We start from the raw sequence: 13,254 nt of genomic DNA, 5'->3' as shown, positions 1-13,254 counted from the left end.
TATAACTTCCGTTTTCGCTATGTACGTTCCACCAGCCACCTTCAATCATTGCATGTCTCCCTATTGGAGTATTTAATCATAATGGAATAAGATCAGCAGGATTTGTAATCTTTGCACAGGTGGATCTTTATTTGGTTTTTTTCACAAAAATTAACAGAATGATATTTAATTATCGAATTTGATAATTCATTATCAAATTCGATGGTTTGGTGGTGTCATCGTCGAATAGATACAGGCGCCATGCGCTTGTTCCTGGAAGAAGGGCAAGTGCCTCCCAGTGCTGGCCGCCCAGAACCCGGACAAAGAGCTGGCAAGCCTGGACGGTATGGCCGCAATGCGGTTGTGACCGCTGAGCGGGGCATTGGCGCCAGATCGGGCGCGGTTCAGGGGGCGGCAGCCAATATTTATGTCAAGATGAGCAAAACCGTGGCCTGACGGGGCACGCACGAAATCTATCTGCCCACAATTTTTTTCTCGTATGAGAACCTTGGACGCGATAGCGCCGATTGCAGATGGCGCATGGCGCAAGGCCGCTCAACAGTGGTGCGGCTTCGGCGATGGAGCATGTGACGCCCCGGGGCCCTTCACCGACCCACGCCCTTGCCCAGCGACAGTATTTCGCTCGCATGGACGATGGCCTGGGCAATCTCCTCCACCGAGCTGCGCCGGCTCATGGCCTGGGCGCGGATCATTTCATAGGCCTGGTCTTCGTTGATCTGGTGGGTTTGCATGAGGATGGCCTTGGCTTCGGCCACGCGGCGCTGGCCCAGCAGCTTGGCCTGGAGCTTGGCGATGCGTTGCTGCTGCTGGCGTGATTCCTTGTGGTTTCTGCGTGCCAGCACCAATGTGGACAGCAGGCCGAAGGAGCGGATGGGCGAGGGCAGGATGGCCTGTACCTGCAGTTCCAGCACCGCGGAGACGATGGTGGGGTTTTCGTAGTTGACCACGGCGATGGCGGTGGGCGGGCTCTCTCCCTCGCCCTGGGTCCAGGCGTAGTTCAACTGCAGGTGATCGGGGCGCACGGCCAGGAAGACCACGTCCGTGCCCTCGGGCAGGCTGGGCTGGGGCGGCCAGATGGCCTGGACCTGGCAGCCTATGCGCTGCAGTTGCTGGGCCAGCAGGCGGCCGTCCGCGTCGTCAGGGTGGATGACGGCGATGCGCAACTGGCGCAGTTCCTTCAGTTGGGGCGAGGTGGCGCGCAGCAGCGGCTTTCTTTCGAGCAGGGGCCTGCCTGCGTCCTTGCTTGGTACGGCAGTCACGCTCAGGTCTCCAGGGCACCGAGGCTGGCGGTCCAGTCGCCCAGGGAATGGGTGACCAGGTAGGGGTCGGGCGAGACGGCCCGCGTGGCCTGGCGCACGATGGTGAAGCCGCCCTGTGCATTGGCGCGGCCCACGCGCGGGTGCAGCCAGGTGTGGTGGTTGTCGGGGTCCAGCCTGATGCGGCCCTGGGGCGCGTCGAATTCGCTGCCCAGCAGATGGGGCAGCAGCTCGCCTATGCGGTCACTGCCGGCCTGGCGGAAGGCGTTGGCGAACAGGTGCATCTGAAAGTAGGCGGCCTCCCAGCACAGGTTGGGCCGGCAGTCGTCGCCCAGGCGCTGGCGCAGCCGGGCCAGGCAGCGCGCATTGGCCGGTGAATCGATGGACTGGAAGTAGGGCGCGGCCGTGAAGTGGCCGGCCGCCACATCGGCGCCCATCTGGGCGATCTCGGCCTCGGAGGTGGTGAGGCTGGCAATCGGCATGGTCTGCGGGTTGAAGCCCGCATCGGCATAGGCGCGGTAGAGGCTGGCCGTGGAGTCGCCGACCACGGTGGAGAAGATGAAGTCCGGCTGCCTGGCGCGGACGTCCTGCATGATGGCCGCGTAGTCGCGCTCGGTGGCGTCCAGCGGCAGGTAGTGTTCGCCCAGCTTGTCGCTGCCCGGGTGCTGCATGACCAGCTCGCCCATGATGCGGTTGGACTCGTAGGGATAGATGTAGTCCGAGCCGATGAGGTAGACCCGCGCGCCGAAGCTGCTGGTCATGTAGTCGGCCAGTTGCACGCTGTTCTGGTTGGGCGCGGCGCCCGTGTAGATGACATTGCCCGAGAACTCGAAGCCTTCGTAGAGCGTGGGATAGAACAGCAGCTTGTTCCATTTCTCGACGATGGGGATGACGGCCTTGCGGCTGCTGGACATGTAGCAGCCGAAGATGACGTTGATGCCGTCGCGCACGATGAGCTGCTCGGCCAGGGCCGCGTAGCGGGCCGGCGTGGAGGCCGGGTCGTAGCGCACTGCGACCAGTTCACGCCCCAGCAGGCCGCCCGCCTCGTTGATTTCGTCGATGGCCAGCTGCGCGCCCTGCAGCTGGGACTGGCCGATGGTCGATGTGGTGCCGGTGGCCGAGTAAAGAATGCCGACTCTGACGGGGTCGTTCATGGGTTCCTTCTGTGCCAGGTGCTGGCTTGCGTTCTTTGCATGCTTCAGGTTAATCGAGATTTCCGTGGCGCTTGCCGAGGTCAGCGGCCGGCTGCGAGCCTTGCGCTCATCTGGGACAGCCGCCTTGGCAGATGCCGCGCGTCGTCGGCAATACCGTAGTTGCGCCCGCCAAAGATGTGGCGCACATAGCCGTCGGCCTGGCTGTCCACGGCCAGGCAACTGATGCGTATGCCTGCGGCGCGGGCCTGCTGCACGGCATGGCGCGCGTCTTCGATCAGGTAGCGATCGTCATGCACGTCGATGTCGGCGGGTGCTCCATCGGTGATCACCAGCAGATGGCGCTGGCCAGCAGGCTCGGCCGCCAGCAGGCTGCTGGCGTGGCGCAGGGCTGCGCCCAGGCGGGTGGAATGGCGGCCATGCAGCGATTGCAACCGGGCGGATGCCTCATCGGCAAAGGGTTGGCCGAAGTCCAGCAGGCGCAGGTAGCGGACTTCGGCGCGCGTGTTGGACGAGAAGGCGTGGATGGCCAGGCGGTCCACGCCGGTCCTGTGGCCTGCACGCGATTCGGCCAGCATGAGGGCCGCCTGTTTCTCCAGCTCCAGCAGGCTGGCGCCGTGGGGGCCGGGCGTGTTGACCGATTCGGAAGCGTCCATCAGCACCAGCACGCTGGTGGGGCGCGGGCCTTTGCCGGCGCGCATGAAAAGGCGGGGCTCAGGGCGCAGGTTCAGGCGGCGGTCCACCTGGACCTCGATGGCGGCATTGAAGTCCAGGTCATCGCCTTCCCACTGGCGGCGCAGGCGCTGGCGCCGGTCCAGCTGGCGTGCGGGCGGCAGCGGCAGGGGCGGCAGTGTCTGTCTGCCGGCCTGGGAGCCTTTCCCGGCCAAAGCCTCGGGCTGCCATGCGGGCAGGGTGTCGATGACGGTGCACCAGTCCTTCTTCAGGCGCTCCGACCTGCGGTCCCATTCGGGATAGCTGTGGCGCGACAGTTCCAGGCCTGGGTCCAGGTCCAGCGACTGGCCTTCCTGTGCATCGGACTGCTGTCCTGCGCCGGCCGATGGAGGCGGAGCCGCGCGCGCAGCGGACTGCTGCAGCGCGAGTGTGTCTTCCTCTTCCTGGGGCGACTCCGGATGCTGCCAGAGGTAGCTGTTGTCATCACGGTAGATGCTGGGCACGGCATGGTGGTTCGGGTCCATGCGCACGCGCATCTGGCCCAGGTCGTTGGCCAGGATGGAGGCAATGGCCCGGAATGCGGCGTAGTCCTCCAGCCCGTGGCGCGTGGCGGTGTCCTCGAACAGGTCACGGGCCTTGTGGATCCAGTGGTTGCCGTCCATACGGTCTGGCCACAGCAGCATGCGGTCCAGCCGCGCCATGAAGGCGGCAAAGCCCAGGTCGGATGGGTCGGGCTCGGGCGCGATGCAGGCCTCGAACCAGCGGCGCACGCCGGGGTGCTGCAGGCACAGCAGCCGCTCCACGCGCGCATCTTCCAGCGCGGCCACCACGGTCTGGCCCATGGGCTTGAGGGCGCTGCTGTCCTGGCGGGTGGGCGAAAAGCGCAGATGGGCTGCGGCATGGGCCATCGTTGCTGCGTGCAGGTTTGCCTGAATGGGCAAGTTGGCGGGAACCAGCAGCCGGGCAGGCCGGCTGATCAGCACGGCGCGCGGCGGCAGGGCGTGGGCCTGGCCCGGCGCCGGGGCACTGGCCGGCATCCTGGCCAGCGCCTGTACGGCGACAGGCTGGCGCGCGAGGCCGCTGGCCAGCAGGCCCAGCGTGTGCAACAGGCGAGACTCTTCGGACAAGGCAGCGGAGACGATGGCCATGGCGCGCGGCCCTCAGGCGCCGAATTCGGCTTCGACCAGCTGGCGCAGCGCGGCGGCGGTGTCGGGGTCGTCGGTCAGGGCGCTGGTGATGGTCATGTCGCAGCTGTCATGCACCGAGACGCCGTCGCGCATCAGCAGGCCTGCGTAGATCAGCATGCGGGTGGAGGCGCCTTCGTCCAGGCCCCGGTGGCGCAGTTCGCGCGTGCTGCGCGCCAGGCTGACCAGGCTGCGAGCGGTGGCCGGGGCAATGCCGGTCTCGTGGGCCACGATGTCCGCTTCGATCCCGGGTGCAGGGTAGTCGAAGTCCAGCGCAGCGAAGCGCTGGCGCGTCGATGGCTTCATGTCCTTGGCGCTGCTCTGGTAGCCGGGGTTGTAGGAAACCACCAGCTGGAAGTCAGGGTGCGCGTGGACCACCTCGCCCCTTTTGTCCAGCGGCAGGGCGCGGCGCGCGTCGGTCAGCGGGTGGATGACGACGGTGGTGTCCTGGCGGGCCTCCACCACTTCGTCCAGGTAGCAGATGCCGCCATGGCGCACGGCCAGGGTCAGCGGTCCGTCGTGCCAGGCCGTGCCGTCGGCATCCAGCAGGTAGCGGCCCACCAGGTCGGAGGCCGTCATGTCCTCGTTGCAGGCCAGCGTGACCAGGGGGCGATTGAGCGCCCAGGCCATGTACTCCACAAAGCGCGTCTTGCCGCAGCCCGTGGGGCCCTTGAGGATGAGCGGCATGCGGTGCTGGTAGGCCTGGCGGTACAGCTGCACTTCCCGGCCCGAGGGGCGGTAGAAGGGCTCTTCCTCGATGCGGTAGGCCGCCAGCGGGTCGGCGGCCTGGTTGGCAGGAGCGTGCAGCGGGCCTGTGGTTGTTGTCGTGCTCATCTTCACTCTTCACCTTTGCGTGTTCATGGGCGGGCCTGCCCCCGCGCCTGCTGGCACGGAGGCAGGACGCTGTCAGCGGTGCTTGGGCGCCTCGTGCGGAATGCCTTCGATGGGGCATTCGGGCGTGCCGACGGTGGTGCGTGTGAAGGACTCGACCATCTCGCGCGTACCCTCGGGATCGTTGACCCACTGGCTGTAGAAGTTGTAGGGGCAGGCGGCCACGCCCTTGTCCCCGTCGCCGGAGTTGATGGTGCCGGTGTAGCCCCGGTGCACCAGCTTGAACAGGTGGTTCTGGGATTGGCCGTTCTTGCGCGCATCGCGGATCAGGTGCTTGGACAGTTCGGCGTACTGGATGCCCATTTCCTCCTCGCCGGTCTCGCCCAGGGTGCGGCCGTCGAAGCCGATGATGGCCGAGTGCCCGAAGTACGAGTACACGCCGTCGAAGCCCGCCGCATTGGCCACGGCCACATAGCAGTTGTTCATGAAGGCCATGGCCTTGGAGACCATGATCTGCTGCTCCTTGGCCGGGTACATGTAGCCCTGGCAGCGCACGACGAGTTCGGCGCCGCGCATGGCGCAGTCGCGCCAGATCTCGGGGTAGTTGCCGTCGTCGCAGATGATGAGGCTGATCTTCAGGCCCTTGGGGCCTTCGCTCACATAGGTGCAGTCGCCCGGATACCAGCCCTCGATGGGCACCCAGGGCATGATCTTGCGGTACTTCTGCACGATCTCGCCCTGGTTGTTCATGAGGATCAGGGTGTTGTACGGCGCCTTGTTGGGGTGCTCCTCATGGCGCTCGCCCGTCAGCGAGAACACGCCCCAGACGTTGGCCCTGCGGCAGGCGTCGGCGAAGATTTCGGTCTCTTCGCCCGGGATGGCGCTGGCCGTGTCGTACATCTCCTTGGCGTCGTACATGATGCCGTGCGTGGAGTACTCGGGGAAGATCACCAGGTCCATGCCCGGCAGGCCGCGCTTCATGCCCACCAGCATCTCGGCGATGCGGCGCGCGTTGTCCAGCACCTCGGCCTTGGTGTGCAGGCGGGGCATCTTGTAGTTGACCACCGCCACGCCGACGCAATCGTTGCTGCTGGAAATATCTCCGTGTCTCATGCTGCTGCTCCTGAAGGGGTTGAGGGGGCGGCGTGCGGCATCGCAGCCCCCTCGATTCCCGGCCAACAAAAAAAGGCCCGAACCGCTCCGGGTCAGGAAGCGGTTCGGGCCTTGTTGCCCGACATCGGCGCTGGCAGCTTTGGCAGCGGATGTCGTCTTGTCGGTAATGCGGGAATGAATCGGGGCGATGCCTTATCGCCGTGCATGCATTGTTGCCTTGCACCCGCCCCGCGCATATACGTCATATGCCGGTTGTGGCGTGCGCGACGCCGTGGTATTTCCCGCGCGCGCCCTGCGCCCTGTTCCCTCAGAAGGACCCGAACATGGTGCCGAGGGTGATCACCAGCACCAGGGCCAGCAGTGGTGCGCCAATGGTCATGATGGCGATGTTGCCGTATGACTGGCGGTGCGTGAGGCCGCAGATGGACAGCAGCGTGATGATGGCGCCGCTGTGCGGCAGGGTGTCGAAGCAGCCGGCCGCCATCACCGCCACGCGGTGCAGCAGCTCGGGGCTGATGCCCAGCTGGGCGGCCATGGCCAGGTAGTCCTTGCCCAGCGTGGACAGCGCAATCGACAGGCCCCCGGACGACGACCCCGTGATGCCGGCCAGCACGTTCATGGCCACGGCCTCGGAGATCAGCGGGTTGTGCGGGGCCACGTTGAGCACGGCCTCGCGGATGATGGCAAAGCCTGCCAGCCCCGCGATCACGGCGCCGTAGCCCACTTCCGAGGCGGTGTTGAAGATGGGCAGCATCGAGCCCAGCACACCCTTGTTCACCGATTCCTTGAGGTTGCGCCAGCGACCCAGGCCCAGCAGCACCAGTGCGGCGCAGGCCACGGCCAGGGCCATGATCAGTGCCCACAGGCCCGTCTGCTTGGCCGGGTCCACGGCAGGAAAACGTTCCTTCAGAAAGCCGAAATCCATCTGCGGAAACACGCCGTAGGTGAGCAGCGCATTGACCGCGATCACCAGCACCAGCGGCAGCAGGGCCAGCAGCAGCGGCAGGTCCCGGCGGCTGTGCAGGGCGGGATCGCTTTCTTCATGCAGGCCTTGCTCGACGGCATCGTCATGGTCGCCGTAGCCTTCGCCAGCCACGCGCGCCTTGGCCGCGCGCGACTGCAGCCACCACAGGCCCAGGGCCAGCATGGTCATGCCGCCGATGATGCCCAGGCCCGGTGCCGCGAACACATTGGTGCCGTAGTAGGGGATGGGAATGGCGTTCTGGATGGACGGCGTGCCCGGCAGCGCCGTCATGGTGAAGGTGAACGAGCCCAGCGCGATGGTGGGCGGTATCAGCCGCTTGGGCACATGGGCCGCGCGGAACAGCGACTTGGCGATCGGATAGATGGCAAAGGCCACCACGAACAGCGACACGCCGCCATAGGTGAGCACGGCGCAGGCCAGCACCACCGTGAGGATGGCGTGCTTCTCGCCCAGCACGCGCATGATCCAGTGCGATATCGCGGTGGCCGCGCCGGAGTCCGCCATCAGCTGGCCGAACAGCGCGCCCAGCAGGAACACCGGGAAGAACTGCAGCATGTAGTTGCCCAGAGCGCCCATGAAGGTGCTGGTGTACAGCGGCAGCATGTGGCTGAGGTCGCCGGACAGCAGCACGGCCACGGCGGCCATCAGCGGTGCCAGCAGCAGCACGGAGATGCCTCGGTAGGCCAGGAACATCAGTCCAGCCAGGGAAATCACGATTGCCAGGGTACTCAAATCGTCTCCAGTCCATTGGTTCTAGTCAAAAAGACAGAATAAATGCGGATGGGTGACAATTTGGCGTAATTGGCGTGCTTTGTGGATGATTTGGCGCAATATATCGCCACGTTTACCCGGGATTGGCGTCCCTGCGCGATTGCAGCCGCAGTCTCAAGGGAGTGGATGGCCGCAGCGTGACCTGCAACACAGGGCGAGGGGCGCCGGCACCTTCGGGCACGCTCAGTTGCAGGCGCTGCAGCACCATGGCCGCCACCACCGCCATCTCGGTGCTGGCCAGGTGCTGGCCCAGGCATACGCGCGGGCCGGTGCCAAAGGGCATCCAGCTGCCGCGCGGCGCGGCAGGGGCTCCGTCCTTGTCGGCATCGGCGAAACGCTGCGGCTGAAAGGCATCGGGTTGCGGGAACCAGCGCGCATCGCGTTGCATGAGGCCGGGCGCAATCATGAACAGGGTTCGCGCGGGCAGGCGCCACGGACCCAGCTGCACGGGCCGCGTGCAACGCCGGCTGATGAGCACGGGCGCGGCCGGGTAAAGGCGCATGGCTTCCTGAAGGCTCCAGCCCAACTGGCGCAGCGCGGGCAGGTCCTGCGCCGTGGGCGCGCGGCCCTGCAGCTGTGCATGGATCTCGTCAGCCACCTGCTGCTGCGTCTCGGGATGGGTGGCCATGCACCAGGACCACCAGGTCAGGCTGCTGGCCACGGTTTCGTGACCTGCCAGAAAGGCCGTCATGCACTCATCGCGCACGGCCTGCAGTGTCCAGGCCTGGGCGTCGCCCCGGTGCAGGCGCAGCAGGCGGCTGAGCAGATCCTCGGGCCAGTCTTCATCGGCCTGCGCCAGCCGGAGCCGGACCTGCCTGTCGATGAAGCCGCGCAGCCAGGCAAGCGCCCGGCGCTTGCGGCGCTTCCAGGGCATGGCATCGGGCCAGCGCAGGGGCCAGTAGAACTCGCTGTTGGCGGCATGGCTGACTTCGCGGATGGCCTGCTCCGCGGAGCGCGCATCCTCGCCGATGGCGCCGGAGAACATCAGCCGCATGATCACATCCATGGCCAGGGCGGTCAGCGCCTGTTCCATCGGAAAGTCCTCGGACTGCTGCGGCCAGGCCTGGAGCGCGGCCTGCGCGGCTGCGGCCAGGGCCGGTACCTGGGCCTGCACGGCCTTGGGGGAGAAGGCCGGCAACAGGGCCTGCCGCTTGCTGCGCCAGGGCCGGCCTTCGCTGACCAGCACGCTGTGGCCGTGCAGTTGGGCAAAGACCGAAATGCCATGTTCCCAGCGCACCAGCGCATCGTGCTGGCCGACCAGCAGCTCGCGCACCAGTTCGGGGTCCGTGACGACGACCTGGTGCTCTGGCCAGATGCGCAGGTGGATGGCATCGCCGTGCTCGCCGCGCCATTGCGCCAGCGTGCCCAGCAGGTCGCGCGACATGCGGCGCAGCAGGCCCCAGCCCATGAGCCCCGGTGCCGGGCCGGGTGGCCAGGCCGTGGAGGCCGTCTGCTCGGATTGCTCGGATTGCTCGGATTGCTCGGATTGCTCGGATTGCTCGGGTTGCGCCGGTTGCGCCGGTTGCGGCACTTGCGTGGCGAAGGGGCAGGAGGCCGCATTCGACGGCGCCGGTGGGGAGGTATCTTGCGTGGGATTCGGGCGGTTCATGTTCCCATGCTCGCGGGTCACGCCGCCCGTGGTCTTGAACGAAAGCGTCACGGGATCGGCGGGCGGCAAGGCCTACACTGCGCCTCCATGGATGCCGTCGTGATGCCCGAAGCCGAAGCCGCAATCGAAGCCCGTACGCCCAGTGCCTTTGCTGCCTGTCCGCCCCTGCATGCCAGGGCCGCGCGCTGGGCAGGCCAGGGGCGGCAGCCGCACTCCATGCTGTATCCCGCGCCAGCGGGGCTGCATGGTGCGGTGGTGGCCGTCGTCTGCCGCGATACGCGGGGCGTGGTCCTGGACGATGCGCAGCGGCTGTCGCATTTTCCCGCCACCCCCATGGTCTGCCTGTCCTGGTACCAGGACATGGCCGCAGGCCTGGTGGGCTTGCAGGGCTGCGAGCCCTTTGCGGCATCCGTCATGCTTTCGGGCAGCCAGACCGCGCCCACGGCCAGCTGGGCCAGCGGGCCGGGCCGTGGCGGCATGGTCTGCCTGCACCTGGATGCCGCGCTGCAGCTGTTCGGCCCCGGCGTGCTGCAGGCGCAGGATGGCTTTGTCGCGGCATCCGGGGTGCTGGGGCCGTCCTGGTCCGCGCTGTGCCAGGCCCTGCTGCATGCGCAGGACGATGCCGGCACCCTGGACGCGTTGCAGCGCCACCTGGCGCCACGCTGGCGCGAGGTCCGGGGGAGCGCCCTGCAGGTGCGGCCCTCGTTGCGCGAGCATGGGCGCCACTGGGTGGCCTGGCTGGGGATGCAGGCGCTGCAATGGCAAAGAACGCTGGGCGCGCGCCAGGTGGAACGGCGCATCAAGCAGTTCAGCGGCCGCTCCCTGCGGCAGTGGCAGGGCATGGTGCGCACGGAAAGCCTGTTCCATGCGGCACGGCGCCACCATGAACAGGGACAGGCGCTGGACTGGGCCGCGCTGGCGCTGGACGAGGGCTTCTCCGACCAGGCCCATATGTGCCGCGCCGTGCGCCAGATCACGGGGTTTTCGCCGGGGGAGTTTGCGCGACGCTTCGAGCACGACGAGTCGTTCTGGATGTATCGGCTCTGGGTTTGACCCCGGGGGGTCTGCTCCGCTTGCGTGTCCGTCACGCTACAGCATTTTTTGCATGGTAGAAAACGCAGGGGTTGCAAGCCGTTTCCCTGTGAAAACGCGTCCTGAATGCCGCTGTAAAACCCTAAGTCTTCTACAAGACTTAGAAAATGTGGCGGGTTCCGCTTAGAATTTTGTATTGTGGGATCGCATTGCAGAAAACGCCGGGGCAGCATGCTGGCGCGACGGGGCATTGCGTGACGGTCCTACTGCCTCAGGCTGCACCGGCCCCGTTTCCCCTAGCGGATGCCCGGTTCGACGGCCTGCGGTGCGACCCCTACCTTTTCACTACCTGAGACAAGAGATGAGCACGCAGCAACCCACCATCATCTACACCCTGACCGATGAGGCCCCGCGCCTTGCCACCAGTGCCTTCCTGCCTGTGGTGCGCGCCTTCGCCGCGCCCGTCGGCGTGAACGTCGAGACCGCCGACATCTCCGTGGCCCACCGCATCCTGGGTGAGTTCTCCGAATTCCTGGCCGAAAACCAGCGCGTGGCCCACACCTTGTCCGAGCTCGGCAAGAAGACGCTGGAGCCCGATGTCAACATCATCAAGCTGCCCAACATCAGCGCCTCGGTGGCCCAGCTGATCGCTGCCATCAAGGAACTGCAGGCCAAGGGCTATGCACTGCCCGACTACCCCGAGAATCCGACCAACGACCAGGAAAAGGACATCAAGGCACGCTACGGCAAGTGCCTGGGCTCGGCCGTGAACCCCGTGCTGCGCGAGGGCAACTCCGACCGCCGCGCTCCCGCCGCCGTCAAGAACTACGCCAAGAAGCACCCGCACTCCATGGGCGAGTGGAAGCAGTGGTCGCAGACCCATGTCTCGCACATGGAGCACGGCGACTTCTACCACGGCGAAAAGTCCATGACCCTGGACGCCGCGCGCGACGTCAAGATGGAGTTGACCACCAAGAGCGGCAAGACCGTGGTGCTCAAGTCCAAGGTGGCACTGAAGGCCGGCGAGATCATCGACTCCATGTTCATGAGCAAGAAGGCGCTGTGCGACTTCTATGAAAAGGAACTGGACGACTGCCGCGACGCCGGCATCCTGTTCTCGCTGCACGTCAAGGCCACGATGATGAAGGTCTCGCACCCCATCGTGTTCGGCCACTGCGTGAAGATCTACTACAAGGAAGCTTTCGAGAAGCACGGCAAGCTGTTCGACGAGCTGGGCGTGAACGTCAACAACGGCATGTCCACGCTGTACGAGAAGATCGAGACGCTGCCCGCCTCGCTGCGCGAAGAGATCATCCGTGACCTGCACGCCTGCCAGGAACACCGTCCCGCGCTGGCCATGGTGGACTCCGCCAAGGGCATCACCAACTTCCACTCGCCCAACGACGTGATCGTCGATGCGTCCATGCCCGCCATGATCCGCCAGGGCGGCAAGATGTGGGGCGCCGACGGCAAGCCCTACGACTGCAAGGCCGTGATGCCTGAGTCCACATTTGCCCGCATCTACCAGGAGATGATCAACTTCTGCAAGTGGCACGGCAACTTCGACCCCAAGACCATGGGCACCGTGCCCAACGTGGGCCTGATGGCGCAAAAGGCCGAAGAGTACGGCTCGCACGACAAGACCTTCGAGATCGAGGAAGACGGCGTTGCCAACATCGTCGATCTGGCCACCGGCGAAGTGCTGATGAGCCAGAACGTGGAGCAGGGCGACATCTGGCGCATGTGCCAGGTCAAGGACGCTCCCATCCGCGACTGGGTCAAGCTGGCCGTCACGCGTGCCCGCAACTCCGGCATGCCTGCCGTGTTCTGGCTGGACCCCTATCGTCCGCACGAGGCCGAGCTGATCAAGAAGGTCAACACCTACCTCAAGGACTACGACACCACGGGCCTGGAAATCCACATCCTGTCTCAGGTCCGCGCCATGCGCTACACGCTGGAGCGCGTGGCCCGCGGCCTGGACACCATCTCGGTGACCGGCAACATCCTGCGCGACTACCTGACCGACCTGTTCCCCATCATGGAACTGGGCACCTCGGCCAAGATGCTGTCCATCGTGCCCCTGATGGCCGGCGGCGGCATGTACGAAACGGGTGCTGGCGGCTCGGCTCCCAAGCACGTGCAGCAGCTGGTGGAGGAAAACCACCTGCGCTGGGATTCGCTGGGCGAGTTCCTGGCACTGGCCGTGTCGCTGGAAGACCTGGGCATCAAGAACGGCAACGCCCGCGCCAAGCTGCTGGCCAAGACCCTGGATGAAGCCACGGGCAAGCTGCTGGACGAAGACAAGTCGCCTTCGCGCCGCACCGGCGAGCTGGACAACCGTGGCAGCCAGTTCTACATCGCCCTGTACTGGGCACAGGCCCTGGCGGCGCAGACGGAAGATGCCGAACTGGCCTCCAAGTTCGCTTCGCTGGCCAAGCAACTGGCCGACAACGAGTCCAAGATCATCGAAGAGCTGCGCGCCGTGCAGGGCAAGGCCGTGGACATCGGTGGCTACTACATGCCCGACGTGGCCAAGATGGATGCCGTGATGCGCCCCAGCGCCACGTTCAACGCAGCCATCGACGCGCTGCTGTAAGCCGCTGTGCCCCGGGGCCTGGCCCCGGCAGGCTTCAGCCATGACCGGCCGGCC

General features: G+C 66.0%; 9 protein-coding genes. 2 read left to right on the top strand and 7 right to left on the bottom strand.

Annotation, left to right across the window (positions count from 1 at the left end; genetic code table 11):
• Positions 1 to 584: 584 nt before the first annotated feature.
• From ACFPFG_RS01475 to ACFPFG_RS01445, 7 genes are all read right to left on the bottom strand, one after another.
• Positions 585 to 1,259: an ANTAR domain-containing response regulator gene (locus ACFPFG_RS01475; protein ID WP_380104603.1), complete on the bottom strand. Its 675-nt coding sequence runs from the start codon at positions 1,257 to 1,259 to the stop codon at positions 585 to 587.
• Positions 1,260 to 1,261: 2 nt separating this feature from the next.
• On the bottom strand, positions 1,262 to 2,410 hold the full coding sequence (locus tag ACFPFG_RS01470; RefSeq protein ID WP_183017957.1) for a transporter substrate-binding domain-containing protein: 1,149 nt from the start codon (positions 2,408 to 2,410) through the stop codon (positions 1,262 to 1,264).
• A gap of 80 nt (positions 2,411 to 2,490) precedes the next feature.
• Positions 2,491 to 4,227: a nitric oxide reductase activation protein NorD gene (locus tag ACFPFG_RS01465; RefSeq protein ID WP_380104601.1), complete on the bottom strand. Its 1,737-nt coding sequence runs from the start codon at positions 4,225 to 4,227 to the stop codon at positions 2,491 to 2,493.
• A 12-nt stretch (positions 4,228 to 4,239) separates the two neighbouring features.
• Positions 4,240 to 5,097, bottom strand: coding sequence for a CbbQ/NirQ/NorQ/GpvN family protein (locus ACFPFG_RS01460; RefSeq protein WP_380104599.1), 858 nt, complete (start codon positions 5,095 to 5,097; stop codon positions 4,240 to 4,242).
• Positions 5,098 to 5,169: 72 nt separating this feature from the next.
• A complete protein-coding gene (locus ACFPFG_RS01455; RefSeq protein WP_183017960.1) occupies positions 5,170 to 6,207 on the bottom strand; it encodes an aliphatic amidase in 1,038 nt (345 codons plus the stop codon).
• 307 nt (positions 6,208 to 6,514) lie between these two features.
• Positions 6,515 to 7,924, bottom strand: coding sequence for a GntP family permease (locus ACFPFG_RS01450; RefSeq protein WP_374621725.1), 1,410 nt, complete (start codon positions 7,922 to 7,924; stop codon positions 6,515 to 6,517).
• Between the two features lie 112 nt (positions 7,925 to 8,036).
• Positions 8,037 to 9,572 (bottom strand): cytochrome P450, encoded by a 1,536-nt coding sequence (locus ACFPFG_RS01445; protein WP_380110212.1) that lies wholly within the window; start codon positions 9,570 to 9,572, stop codon positions 8,037 to 8,039.
• A 102-nt stretch (positions 9,573 to 9,674) separates the two neighbouring features.
• Between ACFPFG_RS01445 and ACFPFG_RS01440 the strand changes: the two genes are divergently transcribed.
• Positions 9,675 to 10,625: a helix-turn-helix domain-containing protein gene (locus ACFPFG_RS01440; protein ID WP_380104596.1), complete on the top strand. Its 951-nt coding sequence runs from the start codon at positions 9,675 to 9,677 to the stop codon at positions 10,623 to 10,625.
• A 340-nt stretch (positions 10,626 to 10,965) separates the two neighbouring features.
• Complete coding sequence (locus tag ACFPFG_RS01435) at positions 10,966 to 13,200, top strand: NADP-dependent isocitrate dehydrogenase (protein WP_380104594.1); 2,235 nt, start codon at positions 10,966 to 10,968, stop codon at positions 13,198 to 13,200.
• Positions 13,201 to 13,254 lie beyond the last annotated feature (54 nt).

The sequence above is a fragment of the Delftia deserti genome, from assembly GCF_042653485.1.
Classification (GTDB): domain Bacteria; phylum Pseudomonadota; class Gammaproteobacteria; order Burkholderiales; family Burkholderiaceae_C; genus Comamonas; species Comamonas acidovorans.
Note: the sequence above shows the minus strand (reverse complement) of the source record. Positions and strands in the feature narration are given on the sequence as shown.

What these genes read in the sequence shown, in the direction of transcription:
- ACFPFG_RS01445 (WP_380110212.1), bottom strand. Translation starts at nt 9,572, where the DNA reads ATGAACCGCCCGAATCCCACGCAAGATACCTCCCCACCGGCGCCGTCG.
- ACFPFG_RS01440 (WP_380104596.1), top strand. Translation starts at nt 9,675, where the DNA reads ATGCCCGAAGCCGAAGCCGCAATCGAAGCCCGTACGCCCAGTGCCTTT.
- ACFPFG_RS01465 (WP_380104601.1), bottom strand. Translation starts at nt 4,227, where the DNA reads ATGGCCATCGTCTCCGCTGCCTTGTCCGAAGAGTCTCGCCTGTTGCAC.
- ACFPFG_RS01470 (WP_183017957.1), bottom strand. Translation starts at nt 2,410, where the DNA reads ATGAACGACCCCGTCAGAGTCGGCATTCTTTACTCGGCCACCGGCACC.
- ACFPFG_RS01435 (WP_380104594.1), top strand. Translation starts at nt 10,966, where the DNA reads ATGAGCACGCAGCAACCCACCATCATCTACACCCTGACCGATGAGGCC.
- ACFPFG_RS01455 (WP_183017960.1), bottom strand. Translation starts at nt 6,207, where the DNA reads ATGAGACACGGAGATATTTCCAGCAGCAACGATTGCGTCGGCGTGGCG.
- ACFPFG_RS01460 (WP_380104599.1), bottom strand. Translation starts at nt 5,097, where the DNA reads ATGAGCACGACAACAACCACAGGCCCGCTGCACGCTCCTGCCAACCAG.